The following is a 22261-nucleotide window of genomic DNA, read 5'->3' on the forward strand; positions in this document are numbered from 1 at the left end:
GTCCGGGCTTCAGCCGATCGTCAGTCGGCGGCCTTGCGCAGCCGGAATTCGGCCGCCTGCGCGTGCGCCTGCAAACCTTCACCGTACGCCAGCGTCGCCGCGATCGGCCCGAGCACCTGCGCGCCCGCTTCGCTCACCTCGATCAGGCTGGACCGCTTCTGGAAGTCATACACGCCCAGCGGGGAGGAAAAGCGCGCCGTGCCGGAGGTCGGCAGCACATGGTTGGGCCCGGCGCAATAGTCCCCCAGCGATTCGCTGGTGAAGGCGCCGAGGAAGATCGCGCCGGCATGGCGCAGCAAGGGCTCCCAGCGATGGGGATCGCTGCTGGAGACTTCCAGATGCTCCGGCGCAATGCGGTTGCTGATCTCGCAGGCCTCTTCCATCGACCGGGTATGGATCAGGGCCCCGCGTCCTTCCAGCGAAGCGCGGATCACCGCCTGGCGCGGCATGCCCGGCAGCAGGCGTTCGATGGCTTCCCGCACACGACCGATGTAGTCCAGGTCCGGGCACAGCAGGATGCTCTGCGCCAGTTCGTCATGTTCGGCCTGGCTGAACAGGTCCATGGCCACCCAGTCCGGCGGTGTGGTGCCATCGGCCAGCACCAGGATTTCGCTGGGGCCGGCGATCATGTCGATGCCGACCTGACCAAACACATGCTTCTTGGCGCTGGCCACGTAGGCGTTGCCCGGGCCGGTGATCTTGTCCACCCGCGGGATGGTGGCCGTGCCATAGGCCAATGCAGCCACCGCCTGCGCGCCGCCCACGGTAAACGCGCGATGCACACCCGCCACATAAGCGGCGGCCAGCACCAGCGGGTTTTTCTCGCCGCGCGGCGTGGGCACCACCATGATGATTTCCGGCACGCCAGCCACCTGCGCCGGAATGGCATTCATGAGCACGCTGGAGGGATAAGCCGCCTTGCCGCCCGGCACATAGATGCCGACACGGTCCAGCGGCGTGACCTTCTGGCCCAGCAGCGTGCCGTCTTCATCGCGGTAGCTCCAGCTTTCACCACAAGCCTTCTTCTGGCGCTCGTGATAGTGGCGCACCCGCTCGGCGGCCTGCGTCAGCGCTTGGGCCTGCGCCGGCGGCAGGCCTTCAAACGCGGCCTTGAGTTCGTCGCGGGTCAGTTCCAGCTGCCCGACCGAAGCCGCCTGCAGATGATCGAACCTGGCGGTGTAGTCCAGCACGGCCGCATCCCCGTGTTGACGCACCGCTGCCAGGATGTCGGCCACGCGGGACTCGATCTCCGCATCGGTCTCGGCGGACCAATGCAGCACCTGGCGGAAGGCCGCCTCGAAGTCAGCATCGGAGGTGTGCAGGGTACGAAGGTTCAGCATGGGGAACTCCAGGATTCCAGAACTCAGGCGTGGCGGCCGGCGGTAGCAGGTGCGGGCGCGGCCACCGCAGCAGCAATCGCGTCGATCATGGGTTTCAGGATTTCACGCTTGAGCTTGAGCGCGGCCTGGTTCACCACCAGGCGGGACGAGATGTCCATGATGCGTTCCACCTCCACCAGCCGGTTGGCTTTGAGCGTGCTGCCGGTGGAGACCAGGTCGACGATGGCATCGGCCAGGCCGGTCAACGGCGCCAGCTCCATGGAGCCATACAGCTTGATGAGGTCGACGTGTACGCCCTTGTCGGCAAAGTGCTGCCGGGCAATGCTGGTGTATTTCGTGGCCACCCGCAGGCGGGACCCCTGCTGCACCACACCGGCATAGTCGAAATCGTCGCGCACGGCCACGCTCATGCGGCAGCGGGCGATCTGAAGATCCAGCGGCTGGTAGAGGCCCACGCCGCCGTGCTCGATCAGCACGTCGCGTCCCGCCACGCCGATGTCCGCGCCGCCATATTGCACATAGGTGGGCACATCGGTGGCCCGCACCAGCACCACACGGACCTTGGGCTGGTTGGTGGGCAGGATGAGCTTGCGGGAACTCTCCGGATCTTCCAGCACCTGGATGCCGGCACTGGCCAGCAGCGGCAGGGTCTCTTCGAAGATGCGGCCCTTGGAAAGTGCCAGGGTGATCATGCGGTGTCCTCGTTGAACGTTGGGTTCAGCGGGACGGCAGCGGGATCACCGGACGGCGCCACACCGCCACCCGCTGTTCAGAGCTGGGTGGCTGTCAGGAATGGTGATGCAGGACGGTGCCCTGCTGGGCCCATTCAGCGGGAGTGAGGGTCTTCATGGACAGCGCGTGGATCTGTTCACGCATGCGGTCGCCCAGGGCCTGGTAGACCCGCTGATGGCGGCGCACCCGGCTGAGGCCCTCGAATTCGGCCGAAACGATGGTGGCAAAGAAATGCCGCCCATCACCTTCCACCTGCAGTTCGGTGCAGGGAAGGCCCTGGGCGATGTAGCTTTGCACTTCGGAGGGGGTCGGGTCAGCCATGGCCACGAGTTTACCCTCAGCCGCGAATCTTGTAGCCGCGGCGCAGCAGCTCCAGCGCGGTGCCGGCCACCACGCAGAAGCTCAGGCCCACCACGGCCAGGCTGGTCCAGGGGGAGACATCACTCACGCCGAAGAAGCCGTGACGGAAGCCGTCGATCATGTAGAAGAACGGATTCAGATGGCTCACGCCCTGCCAGAACGGCGGCAGTGAATGCACCGAATAGAACACGCCGGAGAGGAAGGTCATCGGCATGATGATGAAGTTCTGGAAGGCCGCCATCTGGTCGAACTTCTCCGCCCACAGGCCGGCGATCAAGCCCAGCGACCCCAGCATGCCGGCGCCCAGCACCGCAAACACCAGGATCCACAGCGGCTGGGCCAGGCCCGGCGGCGCAAACCAGCAGGTGACCAGGAAGACGCCCATCCCCACCATCAGGCCACGCACCACCGAGGCCCCCGCATAGGCCAGGTACCAGGCCCAATGGGACAGCGGTGTCACCAGCAGGAACACCAGATTGCCGGTGATCTTGCTCTGGATGAGCGACGACGAGCTGTTGGCGAAGGCGTTCTGCAGCACGCTCATCATCACCAGGCCGGGGATCAGGAAGCTGGTGTAGCCCACCGTCCCATACACCTTCACATGGTCTTCCAGCACATGGCCGAAGATCAGCAGGTACAGCACAGCGGTGAGCACCGGGGCCCCGACAGTTTGAAAGCCCACCTTCCAGAAGCGCAGCACTTCCTTGTAGAACAGGGTGCGGGCGCCCGCCAGGCGCATACCGCTGAAGATGCCGCCGCTCATGCGTGCGCTCCTTGCATGATTTCGAGGAAGACGTCTTCCAGGTCCGCCCGGCCGATCTCCAGATCTTCCACCGGGCAGGCGGCTTCCCGCAGCGTGGCCAGAATGTGCTCCACCTCGGCCGCGTCATGGGCCTTGATCTGCACGATCCGGCCAGTGATGCGGGACTGGTCCCGCAGCGACACCGGCAGCGCCGCATCCGTCTTGAACTGCAGCATGGTCGAGGCCCGGCCAGCCAGCAGCTCCGACGTACGGTCCAGCGCCACGATACGGCCGTGCTTCAGCATGGCGATGCGGTGGCACAGGGCTTCCGCTTCTTCCAGATAGTGGGTGGTCAGCAGGACGGTGTGCCCTTCGCGGTTCAGGCGGGCGATGAACTGCCACAGCGTCTGGCGCAGTTCCACATCCACCCCGGCCGTGGGCTCGTCCAGCACGATGACGGGCGGGCGATGCACCAGCGCTTGCGCCACCAGCACCCGGCGCTTCATGCCGCCGGAGAGTTGCCGCATGTTGGAGTGGGCCTTGTCCGCCAGACCGAGGTTGAGCAGCAGCTCGTCGATCCAGTCATCGTTGTTGCGCACACCGAAGTAGCCACTCTGGATGCGCAGGGTTTCGCGGACGCTGAAGAACGGGTCGAACACCAGCTCCTGCGGCACGATGCCCAGGCGCTTGCGGGCGTCGGCGTAGTCGTTCACCACATCATGACCGAGCACCGACACCGAGCCGCCACTGGCGCGCGACAGGCCGGCCAGGATGCTGATCAGGCTGGTCTTGCCAGCACCGTTCGGGCCCAGCAGGCCGAAGAACTCACCGGGCTGGATGTCAAAGCTGACCTCATCCAGCGCCTTGACCTGGCCGGAGCGGTAGGTCTTGCTGACCGAGTGAAAGCGGAGGGCGGGCGGACCGCCGGCCGGCGGCGACAGCGGCGCCGGCGTGGGAGGGGAGCTAACGGGCATGGGCCGGGATTGTAGGGAGCCCCTCGGGAACTCGCTGATTTGGGGAATTGGCCCACGATTGCCCCTCGAAGAAGGGCCCAGTGCAAGCATGGAGGGGTCCGCTTGATGACAGAATCGCCGCAAATTAGTATCAGACCCCATGGCCACCAAGAAGCCGCGCCGCACCGCCGAACGCATCCTCGAAGTCACGCTCGACCTGTTCAACCGCTTTGGGGAACCGAATGTGTCGACCACGCTGATCTCGGCGGAACTCGGCATTTCGCCGGGCAACCTGTACTACCACTACCCGGCCAAGGACGAGCTCATCAACGCCCTGTTCGGCCGTTATGAGAAGTCCCTCTCGGAGCTGCTCACGGCCACCGAGAATGTGCGCAATGTGGAAGACGCCTGGCTGTTCTTCCACATGCTGTTCGAACTGATCTGGCAGCACCGCTTTCTCTACCGGGACCTCAACGACCTGCTGTCCAAGAACCGCAAGCTGGAAACCCACTTCCAGAATGTGCTGAACCAGAAGAATCAGGCCATGGTCAGCATCCTGACCGGGCTGCAGCAGGGCGGCGCCCTGAGCATGCAGGTGCGTGAAGCCGTGCCCACCGCCAATGCAATGGTGGTGCTGCTGAGCTACTGGCTCAGTTATGAATATGTGCGAGACCCGCGCAACGCGCTGGAACCCGAACGGGCCGGCGAAGCCTTGATGCGCGGCGCTTTCCACGTGCTGGGCCTGCTGCTTCCCTATCTGGAACCGGCTTCCCGGGAGCATCTGTTCCAACTCGTCGGCCAATATCAATCGACACCGGCCCCGGTCCTGGGGCGCACGCCGCACGGAGGCCCGGGGCCGGCCAACGGCGGCAGCGCCGGGACCTCAGCCTGAGTCGGCAGCACGGGTCTGGTCTCTAGCAGCAAGACCGCCCCAACTCCTCGGCAGAAACCCTGAAAGCGGGCCGATCCGGACCCCCTGGGTGATGGTTGGCGCCGTAAAAAGCAAGCCTATAAGCTAGGGGGTCTTGTCACCGAATCATGGAGTGCAATTCAATGAAGCGCCTGCTGAGCACCGCCGCCGTTCTGTCCCTGGCCCTGGCCTCGATGGCCCAGGCGGCCACCGCCGAATCTTCCGAAGCCCAGGCCCTGCGCGCTGAATGCGCGGCCAAGAATGAGGTGAAGTTCGACGCACCGGCCGGCGACAACGAATACCGCTTTGTCTACAGCAAGGGCCAATATCGCGGCGAAGCCAAGGACGGCACCGCCATCGACTGCAGCGCCAAGCAATACACCCAGTTCCTGGCCAGTGCCGATCCGGTGCGGGTGATGGAGGCCTATCCGACAGCCGCCGGCCGCGCCAAGGTAGGCGCCAAGGCTGCCAGCAAATAAGTCGGGTTCTCCGGGTCCGCACGACGCCGCCTGCGGGCTCTTACCCCTCCCGAAAGAACTTCAGCGGCGCCAGGTCCGGAAAGACCGTGGGGCGTTTCCCCTGGGCGGCCGCAAAGGCTTCCATCAGGTTGGCGTTCTGCCAGATGGCCGCCTGCAACCAGCCCATCTGCTGCAGGCTGTCCTTGACGCTGTGATCGCGGGCGTAATGCAGCGCCTGCTTGCTGCCCCACACCGCCACCGGCGGCTTTTGCGCGATGTCCCGGGCGCACTGCAACGCGGCCTGCACGCAGGCCTCCTGCGTGCCCAGCACCTCGTTGACCAGGCCGACCGCCAGCGCTCGCGAAGCCGGCATCCGGCGTCCGGTATAGGCCAGCTCCTTCACCACACCCAGCGGCATCAGCTTGGGCAGACGCTGCAGCGTGCCGAGATCGGCGGTCATGCCGATATTGATCTCCTGGATGCAGAAGAAGGCATCTTCACTGGCAAAGCGAAGATCACAGGCTGCCACCATGTCCACCGCACCACCGATGCATCCCCCGTGAATCGCTGTCACGGTCGGCACCCGCAGGTCGTCCAGCCGGTTGAAGGCGTGCTGCATGTCGGCCAGTAGATCCACCACGGCGGCGCGGCCTTCGGCACTGCGGTCATCCAGCGTCACGGCGCCGCTTTTGAAGACATCCAGCGACATGCCCGCACTGAAATGTCGCCCGGTGGACGAGATCACCAGCGCCCGCACCGAGCTGCTGCGGTGCAGCCCGTCCAGCAGGCTTTCCAGTTCCCGCCACATCTGCGGCGACATCGTGTTCATCTCCGCCGGACGGTTGAGCACCAGGTGGGCCACGCCCGCGTCTTCGGTGAGGCTGAAGCATTCCATGCAGGTCTCCGTGATCAGCCATGATCGGCATTGATGGGGGAATGCTAGCGGCTGCCTCCTTGCGCACGCGTCCGGTTGGTGACGCCGCAAGGGCACAATCAGGGCATCAACGGCATCAACGGCAAACGGCATCCAGCGCGGCAGCCCCAACACTGCCACACCCACCCTGCCACACCCGTCTCTGCCACACCCACCCCTGCCACACCCGCTTCCGCCACCCCCGCCCCTGCCCTCGCCGCCTCCCTCCCCCTGCCAAACGAGCCTCCAATGACCGACCACTGGGACTTCTATTTCCTGCACATCGATGAGCACCCCGCGTCGATCTATGTGGATCTCGGCATGGAGTCGCAGGCGCCGCTGGCCGCCCTGCCGCACCTGGCGCTGTTGCGCCTGCCGATGCTCCGGCCGCGGGGCGACGGGCTGTCCAGCCGGGAAGAGTTCAACACCCTGTCGGCCATTGAGGACGCCCTCACGGCGCAAGTGCAGGGAGACGATGCAGGGTATGTTGGCCGCAATACCTGCGAGGGCCACCGCGACTTCTTTTTCTATGTGGCCGACCCCGCCGCCTGGGCCAAGCGGGTAGACCACGTCATGGCGCAGTACCCCGACTATCAGGGCCGCACCAGCACGCGGGAAGAGGCCGACTGGTCCACCTATTTCAATGTCCTGCTGCCCGGCCCCGCCAACCGGCAGAGCATGGAGAACCGGCAGGTCTGCGAGCGGCTGGAGGAACTGGGCGACCCCTTGACCGCTGCCCGCCAGTTGGACCATTGGAGCTATTTCCCCGACGAAGCCTCCGCCAGAGCCTTCATCGAAGAAGCGCAAAGCCTGGGCTTCTCCCTGACCGAGGGCCCGCTCCAGGCGGAAGACGGTGGCGCGTTCAGCGTCCAGTTGGCCCGTACCGACATCCCGTCTTTCCAAGGCATCGACGCCGTCACCCTGCCGCTGTTCGAAGCCTCGTTGCGCCACGGTGGCGATTACGACGGCTGGGCCTGCCACGTCGAGAAATAAAAAGACCCGCACTGCTGGCCTTGCGGACAGCGGGTGCGGGTCAAACACGGAGTCAGCGAGACTCTTTCACTGCCCCGGCCAAAGCCGGGTTGCAGGCGCCCGCCGCGAGGGGAAGCGGGACGCGCGTGCGGGGATCAGGCCTTGAAGAAGGCCAGCAGGTCCGGATTGATCACTTCCGGGTGGGTCGAGCACATGCCGTGCGACAGGCCCGGATAGACCTTCAGCGTGGAACCCTTGACCAGCTTGGCCGACAGCAGCGCCGAGTTGGCGATCGGGACGATCTGGTCGTCTTCACCGTGCAGGATCAGCGTGGGCACGTCGATCTTCTTCAGGTCTTCGGTGAAGTCGGTTTCCGAGAAGGCCTTGACGCCTTCATAGTGCGCCTGGATGGAGCCGGCCATGCCCTGCAGCCACCAGTGTTCGCGGATGCCTTCGGACACCTTGGCGTTCGGACGGTTATAGCCGTAGAACGGAATGGTCAGGTCCTTGTAGAACTGCGAACGGTTGCCCGCCACGCCGGCACGGATGCCGTCAAACACATCCATCGGCAGGCCGCCGGGATAAGCGGCCGTCTTCAGCATGATCGGCGGCACGGCGCCGATCAGCACGGCCTTGGCCACACGCTTGCTGCCATGACGGCCGATGTAGCGCGCCACTTCACCACCGCCGGTGGAATGGCCCACGTGGAGGGCGCGCTTCAGGTCCAGGTGTGCGGTCACTGCGGCCAGATCGTCGGCATAGTGATCCATGTCGTGGCCGGTGGCCACCTGGCTGGAACGGCCATGACCACGGCGGTCATGGGCAATGACGCGGTACCCCTTCTGGAGGAAATACAGCATTTGCGTATCCCAGTCGTCCGAGCTCAGGGGCCAGCCGTGGGAAAAGACCACGGGTTGGGCCGACTTGTCGCCCCAGTCCTTGTAGAAGATCTGGACGCCGTCCTTGGTGGTGACGAAACTGCTGCTCATGGATTGTTCTCCTTGCGGGTGATGGGAGTGGGACTGAGGGCTGTTGGGCGTGGCGGCAAGTGCTGCGCCCGGCAGTGCCAGGGACGCCGCCAGGCCTGCGCCACTCAACAAAAGGTCACGACGCGAAAGGTCCGCGGCGCTCAACGGGGGAGGTGTGGACACCTGAAGACTCCTTGGAGTTGCCTGAAGATTCGGGGTTACCGCCGAACTGCTGGTAGGCAGTGCAACGATTATTCGAAGACCGGCGTGAAAGCGCTTCCCGCGCTCGCCAGTCGAGGCTCTACTCCTTCCGGGCCATGCGGCCCTGCCCCCTTCTGCGCCCCTTCTGCGCCCGCTCTGCGCCGGTGCTGGGCCGGTTCTGCGCCCGCCCTCCACCCGTGCTCCGCCCGTGTTCCGCCCGTGTTCCGCCCTTGACGCAGGCCTTCAGCCGCCAGCTTCCCACGGGAGCATCAGCGCCAGCGTCAGCAGTTGCTGAAACTCCGGCTCGAACGCATCGATGATGGCCTGCGGGTCAGGGCACAGGCCGGCATCGGTGAGCAGCCCGAACTGCACCTGCCCGGCATAGGTCAGCAGGCTCACGCCCACGCCGACATCACCGGACTGCGGCACCCAGAACATCACCCGCTCCACCGTGGCGCCGCAGAACTGCAACGGCCGGTCCGGCCCCGGCACATTGGTCATCACTGCCGTCGCCTTGCGCTGGAAGTCATTCAGCAGCACCTGCTGCTCCGGTTTCAGCAGGCCCGCAGCAGCCATCAGACCAAAGGCCAACACCGGCTGAAGGCTGGATTTGAGGTCTCTCATCCGACTGTGCACGGCATACAGCCGTTGCACCGGATTGCTGATGCCGATCGGCAGCACCAAGGGCACCACACCGAAGCGATTGCCCAGTTGCCAGGCCTCCTCCATCGGCCGCAGATTCACCGGCACCATGGCGCGGATCTCCTGGCCACGAGGATCGTCGCCGTGGGCACGCAGGTAGGCACCGATGGCACCGGCCACACAACTCATCAGCAGGTCATTGACCGACACGCCCAGGGATTTGCTCACGGCCTGGACCGCATCCAGCGGCAGGCCCGGACTCCAGGCCACTCGCTTGGACACCCCGGGGCGGCCCTTGAGCCGGGTGGGGGAGTCGTCTTCCACACAAGCCAGAGCGGCCATGTCGCTGGCCACCTGGGCACTGAGGAAGTCCGCCGCATCGACGGGGGTCGCGCCCTTGGCCGACGGGCGCAACTGTCCAGCGCGCTGCTGGAGGGCCCGCACGGTCCAGTCGTTGATCGGTTTGAGGAAGGCATCGGTCCAACCGTCGGCTGGGGATGAGACTGTGCCCGCAGTCGCCGTTGTGGTCGCCGCTGCAGCCGCAGATGCAGGTGCCGCCGCTCCGCGACCCGAGCGAGGCCCGCCATCGGTGATGGACAGGATCACCGCAATCAACGCCAACCCGTCCGCAATGCAGTGGTGCACCCGCACGATCAGCGCGCTGCCACCGTCATAGGCTTCCACCAGATGCATCTGCCAGAGCGGATGGTCCGGGTCCAGCGGCTCGGCCGCCAACGCGGCCACGCGCGCTTTCAAGGCCGATTCCAGGCCCTGAGTGCGCTTGCGGGGCAGTGTCTCCGCCACCACCTGCTGCGCCAGATCCAAGGTGTCGTCCTCCACCCAGAGCGGCCCATCGGGGCTTTCCACCACCCGCTGGCGGAACCGGTCATGGCGCAGCAACCGCTCACGCACCCGTTCCCGCAACTGCGCCAGGGTGATCGACGGACGCAGCAGCCACAGGCTGAGAATGACCATCCGGCTGGAGGGCGATTCCAGCCGAAGCCAGGCAGCATCCATGGCGGCCATGCGTTCACCCTTCAGCGATGGCAGGCGCGGCGGCGCAGGGGCCACGGTGTCCCGGCGTTTCTTCATGAAGTAGAGAGCACGCCCCAGGCGGGGAAGCGCGGCAGGATGGTTAACATTGAGCGCAACCACCCCATTGTCATCAATGGGGCGACGGTCCACATTCTGGGAGACACCATGAGCCTCAAGGAACAATTCGACGCCGCCGTTGCGGATTCCAAGCAACTGCCGGAACGCCCGGACAACATGACGCTGCTGAAGCTGTATGCGCTGTTCAAGCAAGCCAGCAGCGGCGATGTGGACGGTGAACGCCCCGGCTTCACCGACATGGTCAACCGCGCCAAGTACGACGCATGGAAGGGTCTGGAAGGCACCAGCCAGGAAGACGCCATGCAGCAGTACATCGACCTGGTCGAAAGCCTGAAGTAAGGTCTCCCATGGCCGACATTCACGTCCATCGCGCCCATGCCTTCGGGCTCACGCGCGCCCGCGCCATTGCCTTGTCTTGGGCCGAAGAGCTGGAGGAGCGCTACCGGATGGACTGCACCATCCATGAAGGCGACGACAGCGACACCGTCACCTTCGTGCGCGACGGCGTGAACGGCAGCCTGGAGGTGCGGGCCGACAGCTTCGAGCTCCAGGCCAAGCTCGGCTTCCTGCTCAGCGCCTTCCGCCAGCAGATTGAAGCCGAGGTCGGCCGCGTGTTGGACGCCCTGCTGGCCAAGGAGGCCGGCACGGCGGGCAAGACACGCGTCAAGACAACCAGCAAGCCCACGAAGCCGCGCAAGCGCTGAGCTCATCCGCCCGCCGCGAGCTGGGCCCGCCGTTCATCCTTGGGCAGCTTCGCCAGGCGTTTGACCTCGGCATAGAAACGGTCCCAGTCCCGGCCCTGGCGCTCGAAAAGACGGATGAAGTCCGGCACCAGGTCGGTATAGCTGCCTTGGATGGCCAGTGCCGGAGTGTTGAGTGTCGAGAACCAGCGGTCGAAGCGGTCGTCACCCTTCCACTGATCGCGCTTGAGCACTTCGTACTGCTGGCGCAGCTGGGCAAAAACCTCGGCCTTGCCGGCCCGCTTTTCGTCATCACTGACGGTGCTCTGGAAGAGTTCCCGCAGCCGGTCGCGGCTGTTGCGCAGCAGCGCCTGCATCTGGTCCTGCCGCTGGCGTGAGTTCTCGTCCGAGGCCAGCGCCTCGGGCCGTTGCGCCAGCCACCGCGCCACGCCGATCTGCTCAACGGCCGTTGCGAAGCTTTCGTTGAAAGTAGTGTCGTCGTCCGCATAGGCCACCTGATGGGCCAGTTCGTGGAAGACCATCCGGGCCAGCTGACCTTCGGGATAGTGGATGAACGTGTTGAGCAGCGGATCACCGCCCATCCAGTTGCTCCAGCCCAGCGAGGAATAGGCAGGCACCCCATACACATACGGTTCCAGGCCTTCGCTCTTGAGCTGCGAGGCCAGCGCCAGCGCGTCCTCCCGCTTGAAATAGCCCCGGTAGCCGGCACACCCCATGATCGGATAACACCAGGTCTTGAGCTGCAGGCTCAGGGGCGGTGTGGCCACCACATTCCAGACGGCCGAGCTCCGGTGCAGGTCGGCGTACTGGCGATAGCTGCGGTTGTCCGGCAGATGCAGCTCGGTGGTGGCGAAGTCGCGCAGATGCTTGGAAAGCTCCAGTTGCTGGCGCAGCGTCGGGTCCAGGTCCGGTTGGGCCAGCCAGTCGTCCACCGGCTTGGCGGCCCGCACCAGCGACAGGTGGCCGGACAGCGACTGACCGTAATAGCCCCACTGCGCGCAGCCGCCCAGCGCACCGACCAACAACAGGGGGAGCAGGCGCAGTGGGCGCGTCAGGCGCGTCAGGTGCGTCAGGCGCGTCAGGCGCATCAGGCCCAGCAGAGGCCTCTGGCGCATCCACCAGGCGCGTCTGCGATGGTGGCACTGCACCGTGGTGGAGCCCCCCCAAACAACGACCCGGGCAGCCGCACCAGACGCAACAGCAGACACGACAGCACACGCGACCAGAGACGCAACAGCAGTTAGCCCAGCAGATACCGCAGCAACTAGCGCAGCAAATACCGCAGCGGATACCGCCGTGCAGGCAACAGCAGCGCGGGCCATCACGCCGCACTCACCTCTACGAGGCAATCGTAGAAGCACGGAGCCCGCCCCAGGTCGGTCAGTTGCTGATGCGTCACCTCATTCACATTGCGCCCGTCCAGGCCCAGCTTGCGCCACCAAATACCCAGACCATGCACCACCCCGGGCCGCGCGCGCGGCGAAATCGCCAGCCGGCAGCGGTAGCTGCCCCGGTCATTCAATACCCGCACCGTCTGCCCGTCGGCCAGTCCGCGGGCCTGTGCATCGGCCTCGTGCATTTCCAGCAACTGTTCCCCTTCGATATCGCGCAGGCTGGTGACATTCACAAAGCTGCTGTTGAGGAAGTTGCGGGCCGGCGGCGAGATCATCGCCAGCGGATAACGGGCCGCCAGCGCGGGCGCACTGCGCCGGCTTTCATAGTTGGGCACATAGTCGGCGCCCACGGCATTGGCCTTGCCGTTGGCCGTGGGGAAACCGCCGTTGGCAAACGGGGCTTCCGGCAGCGGCAGCGGGAACCAGCCGCGCTCCCGCAGTCGGTCCACCTCCACCACCGGACCAAACGCCTGCCGCAGCAGCGTTTCGTCGTCTTCCTGCAGGGCCGGTTCGTCCAGGCCCATGGCCGCTGCCAGGTCCCGGAAGATCTGGGTGTTGGACCGGGCCTCGCCCAGCGGCGCCACCGCCTGCTCGTTGATCAGCACATCGGTATGCCCATAGCTGGTGTGAATGTCCAGATGCTCCAGCTGGGTGGTGGCCGGCAGCACATAGTCCGCCAGGTCAGCCGTGTCGGTCATGAAGTGCTCCAGCACCACCGTCAGCAGGTCCGGCCGCTGGAAGCCCGCCACCACCTTTGGGGATTCAGGCGCCACCGCCACCGGGTTGCTGTTGTAGACGATCAGCGCCTCGATGCGCGGGCCAAACGTCGGCGAGGCCGGACGCAACAGGTCGTCCCCGATGGTGCTCATGTTGATGGTGCGGCTGGGCCGGCCGGCCCGGAGGTCCGCCCGCTCCAGCGCCGGATTGCGCACCGGGGCAAACCAGCCGGAACTCGACAGCAGCAGCCCGCCGGCACGATGCCGCCAGGCGCCGGCGAGACAGGGCAGCAGGGCAATCAGCCGCACGGCATTGCCACCGCCACGCACCCGCTGCATGCCGTAGTTCAGCCGGATGGCGGCCGGTGCGGTGGTGCCGTACTCCCGGGCCAGTGCGCGCACCACATCGGCCGTGAGGCCACATTCCTCGGCCGTACGCTCCGGCGTCCAGGCCAGCGCGCGTTCCCGCAGTTCGTCCCACCCCTCCACATGGCGGGCGATGTAGTCATGGTCCAGCCAGTCATGGGCCACCAGCTCGTGGATGAGGCCCAGGGCCAGGGCACCGTCGGTGCCGGGCAGCAGGGCCACATGCTGATGACACTTGTCGGCAGTTTCGGTCTTGCGTGGATCGATGCAGATCAGCCGGGCGCCCTGGCGCTTGGCCTGATTGGCAAAGGTCCAGAAATGCAGGTTGGAGGCGATGGAGTTGCTGCCCCAGATCAGGATCAGCTTCGATTCGGCATAAAACGGCAGGTGCATGCCCACCTTGTGCCCATAGGTGGCCGCCAGCCCGGCACCACCGGCCGAGGCACAGATGGTGCGGTCCAGGCAGGAAGCCCCCAGCCGGTGAAAGAAGCGGGCCGCCATCCCCTCCCCCTGCAGCACGCCCATGGTGCCGGCATAGCTGTAGGGCAGGATGGCCTGCGGGTCCCGGTCCGCGATCGCCTTCAGACGTCCACCGATTTCCGACAGCGCCTGTTGCCAGGTGATTCGCTCGAAACGAGGCGTATCGTGCTTGGCGCTCACCCGCTTCAGAGGGTGTAGCACCCGGTCGGGATGGTAGGTACGCTCCGGATAACGTGACACCTTGGTACACAAGGCGCCGTGGGTGCTGGGATGGTCCGGCTGGCCTTGCACCTTGACCACCCGGCCGTTGTCCACCGTCACCCGCAGGGCACACGTGTCCGGGCAGTCGTGGGGGCAGGCACCTTTGACGATGCGCTGCGCTGATGGGGAGGCTGGCAATACGGCCTCAGGCTGTGGCGTAAGGTTCACGGAAGATCCAGAGAGGACGACACTCATGCGCCAACTATTGCACAGCCGCCAAGCGCTTTCGTTTTCTTACCGAACGAGCCCTTCACAAGCAGCTAAGCTCGTGCAAATTAAGGCCTTTTTTGTCAGTCTGTTTTCCGGACAATCGCGTCAACAATACAAGTTGGCCTGTCGCCCGGTCTGTTGTCCCGCCTGACAGGTCCGCTACAGCCATCTCCGGGGAGTCCCTCTTGCATCGTCGTCAAGTCCTTGCCTCCATCAGCGCCCTGGGTGCGCTGGCCACTGTTCCCTTCAGCGCGCCTGTGGCGGCTCAGGATCGTCGCCGTCTGGTCCTCGGCCAGTCGGCCCCGATGAGCGGCCCGTCGGCCCAGTTGGGTCTGCAGATGCAGGCAGGCGCCCGGCTGTTCTTTGACGCCCAGAATGCGGCCGGTGGCATCAACGGCACCACCATCGAGCTGCGCTCGCTGGACGACGGCTATGAGCCGGATCGTGCCAAGGCCAACACCGAAAAGCTGATTGCCGATGACGTGTTTGCGTTGTTCGGCTATGTGGGTACACCCACCTCGCTGGCGGCGCTGCCGCTGGTCAATCAGGCCAAGGTCCCTTTCTTTGCCCCGCTGACGGGTGCGGAATCCCTGCGGGAGCCGTTCAGTCCGTGGGTGTTCCACATTCGCGCGTCGTACTACGACGAAACCGCGCTGATCGTGAAGCAACTGACCCATCTGGGCCTGATGCGCATCTCGGTCTTCCATCAGAACGACGCCTACGGCAAGGCCGGCCTGGACGGTGTGGTCCGGGCGATGAAGCCGCTGTCCATCCAGCCGCAGGCGATTTCCACGGTGGAACGCAACAGTGTGGACGTGGCCAAGGCGGTGAAGGAGCTGGTGCAGACCGGGTCCCCGCCGGAAGCGATCGTGATGGTGGGCGCGTACAAGGCCTGCGCAGCGTTCATTCGTGCGGCGCGCAAGGCCGGGTATGGCGGCGTGTTCTACAACGTGTCGTTTGTGGGCACGCAGGCCCTGCTGGATGAATTGGGCCCGGAAGCCATGGGCGTGGTGGTGAGCCAGGTGATGCCGTATCCCTTCGGGAATGGCATCGGCGTGGTGGGTGAGTACCAGGCAGCGGCCACCAAGGCCGGGCAGAAGTTCAACTACACCGCGATGGAAGGTTACATCGCGGCCAAGGTGATCAGTGAAGCCATCCGGCGCATGGCGCGCCCGACCCGTGAGGGGCTGGTGGCGGCGCTGGAAGGCATGACCAGCTACAACGCGGGCGGGTTCAACGTGGGGTTCCGGCCCAACAAGCATGTGGGCTCCGGGTTCGTCGAGCTCTCGATGTTGACGAGTGACGGGCGGGTGAGGAGGTGAGCCCCCGGTTCCGCGGGTACGCGGAACCACCCCCCGAGGGGGTGACCCTCGCTCGGGGCGAATGCCCCGAACTCGGGTCGATGCGGCCGGCTTGGGGCGGCCCGGCGCCAGCGCAAGTCGGTCAAGGCACGGACTGCGTGTGACAGGCTGGCGGGCGGGCGGGCGATTTCCTGCGCTTGGGGCGAGGCGGGCCGCTTGGGCGGCTTGGGCGGCTCGGGCATTGGGGCGGCGGTACACTGGGTTGATGGCGCGTCTTTGGGGGCGCAGCCTGTGATTTGGGAGCCCGTCCATGAAGCTGATCGAACCTATCCTGGCCGACGCCCCGGCCATCGCCGCATTGCGACGTGACTTGCATGCGCATCCGGAACTCTGCTTCCATGAGGACCGTACGTCCGACCTGATCGCCAAAACACTCACCGATTGGGGAATCCCCGTGCACCGGGGACTCGGCAAAACCGGCGTCGTCGGCATCCTGAAAGGGCGCGCTGGGCCTCGAACCCTCGGGCTGCGCGCCGATATCGACGCCCTGCCCATCACCGAACACAACACCTTCCCCCACGCGAGCAAACACCCCGGCAAAATGCACGCTTGTGGCCACGACGGCCACACCGCCATGCTGATGGCCGCCGCTAAACACCTGGCCCAGCATCGCGACTTCGAAGGCACCGTGTATCTGGTCTTCCAGCCCGCCGAAGAAGGCGGCGGCGGCGCCCGGGAAATGATCAAGGACGGCCTGTTCGATAAGTTCCCAATGGACGCCATGTTCGGCGTACACAACTGGCCCGGCATGGCCGCCGGCCAGTTCGCACTAAAGACCGGCCCAGTGTTCGCCTCGTCCAACGAGTTCAAGATCACCATCAAGGGCAAGGGCGCCCACGGCGCCATGCCCCATCTGGGCAACGACCCCGTGATCGTGGCCACCCACCTCGTCCAGGCCTTCCAGACCATCATCACCCGCAACAAGCGCCCCATCGACGCCGGCGTGATCTCGGTCACCATGATCCACGCCGGCGAGGCCACCAACGTCATCCCGGAAAGCTGCGAGATGCAGGGCACCGTGCGCACCTTCACGCTCGAAACCCTCGACCTGATCGAGCAGCGCATGCGCACCATCACCGAAGCCACCGGACAGGCCTTCGAGGTGAGCTGCGATTTCCACTTCCATCGCAATTACCCCCCCACCATCAACCATCCCGCCGAAACCGAATTCGCTCGGCAGGTGGTGGTCGACATGGTCGGCACCACCAATGTGCAGGAGTTCGAGCCAACCATGGGCGCGGAAGACTTCAGCTACTACCTGCAGAAGGTCCCCGGCTGCTACTTCCTGATCGGCAACGGCGACGGCAGCCATCGCGAGGGCGGCCACGGCCTCGGCCCCTGCATGCTGCACAACCCCAGCTACGACTTCAACGACGATCTGATCCCTCTGGGCGGGTCAATGTGGGTCCGCCTCGTGGACGCCTGGTTCAAGCAAGCCCAATGACCGACGCCCAGGTATCCACCGTCCGCAACGACACCCATCGCTGGGTGCAGCGCGCCGTGATCGGCCTGAACCTCTGCCCGTTCGCCAAGAGCGTGGAAGTGAATCAGCGCCTGCGCATCGTGGTGAGCACCGCAGACACCCCCGAAGCCCTGCTGCAGGACCTGGCCCGCGAGCTGCTGGCCCTGCGCCGCGCCGACCCGGAACAGATCGAGACCACCCTGCTGGTGCACCCCCGGGTGTTGAACGACTTCCTCGACTTCAATGACTTCCTCGGCGCTGCCGATGCCCTGGTGGAAGACCTTGAACTCGACGGTCTGCTGCAGGTGGCCAGCTTCCATCCGGACTACCAGTTCGAAGGTACCGAACCGGATGATGTGGACAACTACAGCAACCGGTCGCCCTACCCCACACTGCACCTGTTGCGCGAGGAAAGCATCGAGAAGGCCATGGACAGCATGCCGGACACGGACGCCATCTACGAAGCCAACATCGACACCCTGCGTCGCATCGGCCTGAAAGGCTGGGCCGCGCTGGATGTCGGCCCCCACGCCGTCGACCTGCCAAAGCCCCGCCAGGACGACTGACCCCGCCCTACGCTCCCTCCAACCTCGCTCCAACCTCCCCCAAACCCCCATCAACCCTCCGCCAACCTTCCCTCAACGGGAATGGCCTTTATGTGCCTAACACACCGCGCATTAATCCGCGTCAAGCGGGTTTCGCACACTTCTGGTAACTTGCGCGCCCACGACGAATAAGGAGCGGGTTTTGAGCGATTGGTTGCAGCGATGGAAGGCCTTGGATCCGGCACGGCTGGCGGGTATGCGCCGGGGTGTGGAGAAGGAGAGCCTGCGTGCGCTGCCTGGCGTGAGCAGCCTGGCGCTGACGCCGCACCCCGCCGCGCTTGGGTCGGCCCTGACCCATGAAACGGTGACCACCGACTTCAGCGAATCGCAGCTGGAGCTGATCACCGGCGTGCATGCCAGCGCCGAGGCCTGTGTGGGCCAACTCACCGAAATCCATCAGGCCGTCTACCGCAGCCTGGGTGAGGAACTGATGTGGGCCTCCAGCATGCCCTGCCTGCTGCCGCCGGACGAAACCATTCCGCTGGGCCGTTATGGGTCGTCCAACATCGGCCGGGCCAAGAGCGTCTACCGCATGGGGCTGGGCCACCGCTATGGCCGGCGCATGCAGACCATCTCCGGCATTCACTACAACTGGTCGCTGCCCGGGCTGGGCAATGAAGAGTATTTCGGGCTGATCCGGAACTTCCGCCGCCATTCCTTCCTGCTGCTCACCCTGTTTGGCGCCTCTCCGGCCCTGTGCGGCAGCTTTGTGGCAGGGCGTGACCACGGCCTGCAACCGCTGGGCACCAACGGCGATGGCGCGCAGCACCTGCCCTACGCCACCTCGCTGCGCATGGGCCGCCTGGGGTATCAGAGCGATGCCCAGTCCACACTCTCGGTGAGCTACAACAGCCTGGACGGTTACGCCGCTTCGCTGCAGGAGGCGCTGACCCGCCCCTACCCGGCCTACGAACAGATCGGCATCGTTAATCCAGGCGGCGAGTACAACCAGCTCTCCACCACGCTGCTGCAGATCGAAAACGAGTTCTACGGCACCATCCGGCCCAAGCGCACCATCCGCTCCGGTGAGCGTCCGCTGCACGCGCTGCGCGAGCGCGGCGTGGAATATGTGGAAGTGCGTTGCATGGACCTGGACCCGTTCGAGCCGGTTGGCATTGCCGCCAGCACGATGCGCTTCCTGGACATCTTCCTGCTGCACTGCTGGCTGACCGACAGCCCCAACGACTCTCCCGCAGAACTGGCCGCGCTGGCCCGCAACCAGCAACGCACCGCCTCGGCGGGCCGCGAGCCGGGCCTGCAACTGGAACGGGGCGGCAGCACCATCACCCTGCAAGCCTGGGGCCAGGAACTGCTGGAAGCCTTCGGCCCGATTGCAGAGCGTCTGGATGCCGAATTCGGCGGCCCGCTTTACACCGAGGCCCTGGCGCAGGCCCGCCAGAAGTGGGCGTCACCGGAACAATTGCCCTCCGCCCGGGTGCTGGCGGTGATGCAGGAACGGCATCACGCCTCGCACCTGCAGTTCATCGGCAGCCAGTCCGAATGGGCGCGTCGTCTCGTGCTGGATCAACCGGCGCCTGAAGGACTGATGGAACGCTTTGAAGCGTCGGTGCGCCGTTCCCAGGAGGCGCAGGCAGCGATTGAAGCGGCGGATACCCTGGACTTCGAAACCTTCCGTCAGCAGTACATCGACCCCGCCCATCTGCGCTGAGGTGGGCTGAGGTGAGGTGAGGTGAGGTGAGGTGAGGTGAGCTGAGGTCAGCGGATTCACCGGATCTGGTCTTCTCCCTTTGGGTCGCTGCTAGGCCGCGGCCCGTCCACTGCCAGTCCGCCGCCTCACTGGCGTCTGACCGCGGCCTCACCACGACTGGCCGCTGCCTCACCGCTGACTCACCGTTACCGGCCGCTATTTGGCCGCTGCCAGGCCGAAGACTTCACCTGGCCTACAGCACCGAACTGCGCAGCTCGTCCTGGCGCTTCTGAAGTTCCATGCGCAGCTTCTTGCGCTCCTTGGCCGCTTCGTAGCGCCGCTTTTCATCAGGTGTGGCGGGCTGCAGCGGCGGCACAGCCACCGGGCGCCCTTCATCGTCCACCGCCACCATGGTGAAAAAGCAGCTGTTGGCATGCCGCACCGCCTGCTCCCGGATGTTCTCGGTCACCACCTTGATGCCGATCTCCATCGACGAGGTGCCGGTGTAGTTCACCGACGCCAGGAAGCTGACCAACTCCCCCACATGGACCGGCTGGCGGAACATCACCTGATCCACCGACAGGGTCACCACATACCGCCCGGCATACCGGCTCGCGCAGGCGTAGGCCACCTGGTCCAGCAGCTTGAGGATGGTGCCGCCGTGGACATTGCCCGAAAAGTTGGCCATATCGGGCGTCATCAGCACCGTCATGGTGAGCTGGTGGGAGGGCAGATCCATATCAAAGCTCCTGGGGAACGGACAAGAACGGCATCCTGCCAGAGTTCGAACCGGCTGACGCCAGCACGAGACCTCCTGCGTGCGAGGCCCCACCCCGGCAGTATTCAACTTCTGGAGCCGTCTGGCTCTACCCCTAACGGCGCTTGCCGCCACCCCCGCCCTCGGTTAGGGTAAGCGCAGGAGATATGAATGGCTCAGCCCAATCACTTGGACAACCGGCGTGATCAGATGTTCCCCACCCTGGGGATGGCGGACATGGCACGCGTGGCCCGTTTCGGCCAGCTGCGGCGTTATTCGGCCGGCGAGTGGGTGGTGCGGACCGGCGAAGAAGGCATGGGCATGCTGCTGGTGCTCAGCGGCGAAGTGGCCATCACCCAGCGCGACAGCCTGGGCCACAGCACCCCCATCGTGACCCACGGTCCCGGCCAGTTCATGGGCGAGGTGGGCCAGCTCAGCGGCCGACCGGCGCTGGTGGATGCGCAAGCCCAGAGCGAGGTGGAAGCCATCGAGGTCTCGCCGCCACAGCTGCGGGCCTTGCTGATTGCGGAAGCCGACCTGGGCGAACGGCTCACCCGTGCCTTCATCCTGCGCCGCGTGGGCCTGATTGAAACAGGCGCCAGCGGCGCCACGCTCATCGGCAGCCCGGGCGCGGGGCCGGTGATGCGGCTGCGCAGTTTCCTGGGCCGCAACGGCTTCCCGCATCAACTGCTGGACCCCAGAGACAACAACGACGCCCGCACCATCGCCCAGCAATACATGCAGGACGGCACCGAGCTGGTGGTGCTGTGCCCGGATGGTGCGGTGCTGGTGAATCCGTCAGATGACGAGGTGGCGCGCTGCTTTGGCATGGTGGATGGCCGCGAGCGGCCCGACCTGTTGGATGTGGTGATCATCGGCGCCGGGCCGGGTGGCCTGTCGGCGGCGGTGTATGCGGCCTCCGAAGGCCTGTCGGTGCTGGTGGTGGACTGCCGCGCGTATGGCGGCCAGGCCGGCGCCAGCTCCCGCATTGAAAACTACCTGGGCTTCCCCACCGGCATCTCCGGTCAGGCGCTGGCGGGACGGGCCTTTGTCCAGGCCCAGAAATTCGGCGCCGACATGCTGATTCCGGCCAAGGTCACCCGCATGACCTGCCACCGGGAGAGTGATCAGCGCGAACTGCGCCTGACGCTGGAGGACGGGCGCACCCTGCGCGCCCGCACCGCCGTCATTGCCACCGGCGCCCGTTATCGCCGTCCGGACATCAACGAACTGCAGCGCTTCGAGGGACGCGGCATCTTCTATTGGGCCTCACCCATCGAAGCCCGGGTGTGCAGCCGCAAGACCGTGGTGCTGGTCGGCGGCGGCAATTCCGCCGGGCAGGCCGCCGTGTTCCTGGCCAATCATGCGGCCCGGGTGATCATCCTGGTGCGTGGACCTGGCCTGGCCGAGACGATGTCCCGCTACCTGATCGACCGCATCAAGAGCACGCCCAACATCGAGCTGATTCCCCATCAGGAGATCTGCCGGCTGGAAGGCGGCGACAGCCTGGAGGCGGTGACCTGGCGGGATCGCCGCAACGGCCAGGAGCGTCGGCTGGCCACCCAGCATCTCTTCCTCTTCATCGGCGCCGAGCCGGAAACGGGTTGCGTGGTGGATTGCGGCCTGGAGCTGGACAAGTCCGGCTTCATCATCACCGGCCAGGCTTGTGAGTGCTCGCTGGGTACCTATGCGCCGTCCTTGCTGGAATCCAGCGTCCCTGGTGTGTTCGCCGTGGGTGATGTGCGGGCCGGTTCAGTCAAGCGGGTGGGCGGCGCGATTGGTGAAGGCGCCCAGGTGGTGGCCAGCATCCACCAATATCTGGCTCGCGAAGCACAGGGGGCCTGAGCGACGTCCGCCTTCCGTCCGCTCTCCGTCCGCTCGCCGCCCGCTCGCCGCCCGACTCCCTCGGGCTTCCCAAGGCCTCCTCACGGGGTTCGCCCCACCCCCACATCGGGAAGACGCGGATACGCAGCGGCCGCCGGCCCTGCGGAATTGG

21 protein-coding genes are annotated in these 22261 nt (G+C 65.6%); 10 read left to right on the forward strand and 11 right to left on the reverse strand.

Going from position 1 to position 22261, the window contains the following annotated elements; genetic code table 11:
* Positions 1–20: 20 nt before the first annotated feature.
* From hisD to OU995_RS00900, 5 genes are all read right to left on the reverse strand, one after another.
* Positions 21–1340 (reverse strand): histidinol dehydrogenase, encoded by a 1320-nt coding sequence (hisD, locus tag OU995_RS00880; protein WP_267833465.1) that lies wholly within the window; start codon positions 1338–1340, stop codon positions 21–23.
* Positions 1341–1363: 23 nt separating this feature from the next.
* A complete protein-coding gene (gene hisG, locus OU995_RS00885) occupies positions 1364–2032 on the reverse strand; it encodes an ATP phosphoribosyltransferase (RefSeq protein ID WP_267833466.1) in 669 nt (222 codons plus the stop codon).
* A 94-nt stretch (positions 2033–2126) separates the two neighbouring features.
* Positions 2127–2393 (reverse strand): BolA family protein, encoded by a 267-nt coding sequence (locus tag OU995_RS00890; protein ID WP_267833467.1) that lies wholly within the window; start codon positions 2391–2393, stop codon positions 2127–2129.
* Positions 2394–2409: 16 nt separating this feature from the next.
* Positions 2410–3195: an ABC transporter permease gene (locus tag OU995_RS00895; RefSeq protein ID WP_267833468.1), complete on the reverse strand. Its 786-nt coding sequence runs from the start codon at positions 3193–3195 to the stop codon at positions 2410–2412.
* Positions 3192–4148 (reverse strand): ABC transporter ATP-binding protein, encoded by a 957-nt coding sequence (locus OU995_RS00900; RefSeq protein ID WP_267833469.1) that lies wholly within the window; start codon positions 4146–4148, stop codon positions 3192–3194. Before OU995_RS00900 ends, OU995_RS00895 begins: the two co-directional genes overlap by 4 nt.
* Positions 4149–4287: 139 nt before the next feature.
* On the opposite strand from OU995_RS00900, the gene OU995_RS00905 reads away from it, so the two are divergent.
* Both OU995_RS00905 and OU995_RS00910 read left to right on the forward strand, forming a co-directional pair.
* Positions 4288–5019 carry a TetR/AcrR family transcriptional regulator gene (locus OU995_RS00905; protein WP_267833470.1) on the forward strand — a complete coding sequence of 244 codons (732 nt, stop codon included), beginning with the start codon at positions 4288–4290 and terminating at the stop codon, positions 5017–5019.
* Between the two features lie 161 nt (positions 5020–5180).
* Complete coding sequence (locus OU995_RS00910; protein ID WP_267833471.1) at positions 5181–5516, forward strand: hypothetical protein; 336 nt, start codon at positions 5181–5183, stop codon at positions 5514–5516.
* 40 nt (positions 5517–5556) lie between these two features.
* Here OU995_RS00910 and OU995_RS00915 read toward each other — a convergent pair whose 3' ends face one another.
* Positions 5557–6390, reverse strand: coding sequence for an enoyl-CoA hydratase-related protein (locus OU995_RS00915; protein ID WP_267833472.1), 834 nt, complete (start codon positions 6388–6390; stop codon positions 5557–5559).
* A 267-nt stretch (positions 6391–6657) separates the two neighbouring features.
* Here OU995_RS00915 and OU995_RS00920 point away from each other — a divergent pair, with 267 nt between their 5' ends.
* Complete coding sequence (locus OU995_RS00920) at positions 6658–7401, forward strand: DUF695 domain-containing protein (protein ID WP_267833473.1); 744 nt, start codon at positions 6658–6660, stop codon at positions 7399–7401.
* Positions 7402–7535: 134 nt separating this feature from the next.
* Here OU995_RS00920 and OU995_RS00925 read toward each other — a convergent pair whose 3' ends face one another.
* Together OU995_RS00925 and OU995_RS00930 are read right to left on the reverse strand one after the other, a co-directional pair.
* Positions 7536–8369, reverse strand: a complete 834-nt coding sequence (locus tag OU995_RS00925) for an alpha/beta fold hydrolase (RefSeq protein ID WP_267833474.1) — start codon at positions 8367–8369, stop codon at positions 7536–7538.
* 423 nt (positions 8370–8792) lie between these two features.
* A complete protein-coding gene (locus OU995_RS00930) occupies positions 8793–10283 on the reverse strand; it encodes a wax ester/triacylglycerol synthase family O-acyltransferase (RefSeq protein ID WP_267833475.1) in 1491 nt (496 codons plus the stop codon).
* Positions 10284–10391: 108 nt separating this feature from the next.
* Between OU995_RS00930 and OU995_RS00935 the strand changes: the two genes are divergently transcribed.
* Entirely contained in the window at positions 10392–10643 is a 252-nt protein-coding gene (locus tag OU995_RS00935) for an acyl-CoA-binding protein (RefSeq protein WP_267833476.1), read from the forward strand.
* An 8-nt stretch (positions 10644–10651) separates the two neighbouring features.
* The gene (locus OU995_RS00940; protein WP_267833477.1) at positions 10652–11008 is read left to right on the forward strand and encodes a polyhydroxyalkanoic acid system family protein; all 357 of its coding nucleotides are present in this window, start codon (positions 10652–10654) and stop codon (positions 11006–11008) included.
* Positions 11009–11010: 2 nt separating this feature from the next.
* Here the strand turns inward: OU995_RS00940 and OU995_RS00945 are convergent, their stop codons facing one another.
* Complete coding sequence (locus tag OU995_RS00945; RefSeq protein ID WP_267833478.1) at positions 11011–12120, reverse strand: aminopeptidase; 1110 nt, start codon at positions 12118–12120, stop codon at positions 11011–11013.
* A 206-nt stretch (positions 12121–12326) separates the two neighbouring features.
* Complete coding sequence (locus OU995_RS00950) at positions 12327–14417, reverse strand: molybdopterin-containing oxidoreductase family protein (protein ID WP_267833479.1); 2091 nt, start codon at positions 14415–14417, stop codon at positions 12327–12329.
* A gap of 200 nt (positions 14418–14617) precedes the next feature.
* On the opposite strand from OU995_RS00950, the gene OU995_RS00955 reads away from it, so the two are divergent.
* The 4 genes from OU995_RS00955 (at position 14618) to gshA (ending at position 19529) form a co-directional block, all read left to right on the forward strand.
* A complete protein-coding gene (locus tag OU995_RS00955) occupies positions 14618–15754 on the forward strand; it encodes an ABC transporter substrate-binding protein (protein ID WP_267833480.1) in 1137 nt (378 codons plus the stop codon).
* A gap of 289 nt (positions 15755–16043) precedes the next feature.
* The gene (locus OU995_RS00960; RefSeq protein WP_267833481.1) at positions 16044–17237 is read left to right on the forward strand and encodes a M20 aminoacylase family protein; all 1194 of its coding nucleotides are present in this window, start codon (positions 16044–16046) and stop codon (positions 17235–17237) included.
* Positions 17234–17821: a DUF1415 domain-containing protein gene (locus tag OU995_RS00965; RefSeq protein ID WP_267833482.1), complete on the forward strand. Its 588-nt coding sequence runs from the start codon at positions 17234–17236 to the stop codon at positions 17819–17821. The genes OU995_RS00960 and OU995_RS00965 overlap by 4 nt, the downstream gene beginning before the upstream one ends.
* 181 nt (positions 17822–18002) lie before the next feature.
* Positions 18003–19529: a glutamate--cysteine ligase gene (gshA, locus tag OU995_RS00970; protein ID WP_267833483.1), complete on the forward strand. Its 1527-nt coding sequence runs from the start codon at positions 18003–18005 to the stop codon at positions 19527–19529.
* Positions 19530–19761: 232 nt separating this feature from the next.
* Here gshA and OU995_RS00975 read toward each other — a convergent pair whose 3' ends face one another.
* A complete protein-coding gene (locus tag OU995_RS00975) occupies positions 19762–20247 on the reverse strand; it encodes an acyl-CoA thioesterase (RefSeq protein WP_267833484.1) in 486 nt (161 codons plus the stop codon).
* A 189-nt stretch (positions 20248–20436) separates the two neighbouring features.
* Here OU995_RS00975 and OU995_RS00980 point away from each other — a divergent pair, with 189 nt between their 5' ends.
* Positions 20437–22110, forward strand: a complete 1674-nt coding sequence (locus OU995_RS00980) for an FAD-dependent oxidoreductase (RefSeq protein WP_267833485.1) — start codon at positions 20437–20439, stop codon at positions 22108–22110.
* The last annotated feature ends 151 nt before the right edge of the window (positions 22111–22261 follow it).

The organism is Roseateles sp. SL47 (genome assembly GCF_026625885.1).
Taxonomy (GTDB): Bacteria; Pseudomonadota; Gammaproteobacteria; order Burkholderiales; family Burkholderiaceae_C; genus Roseateles.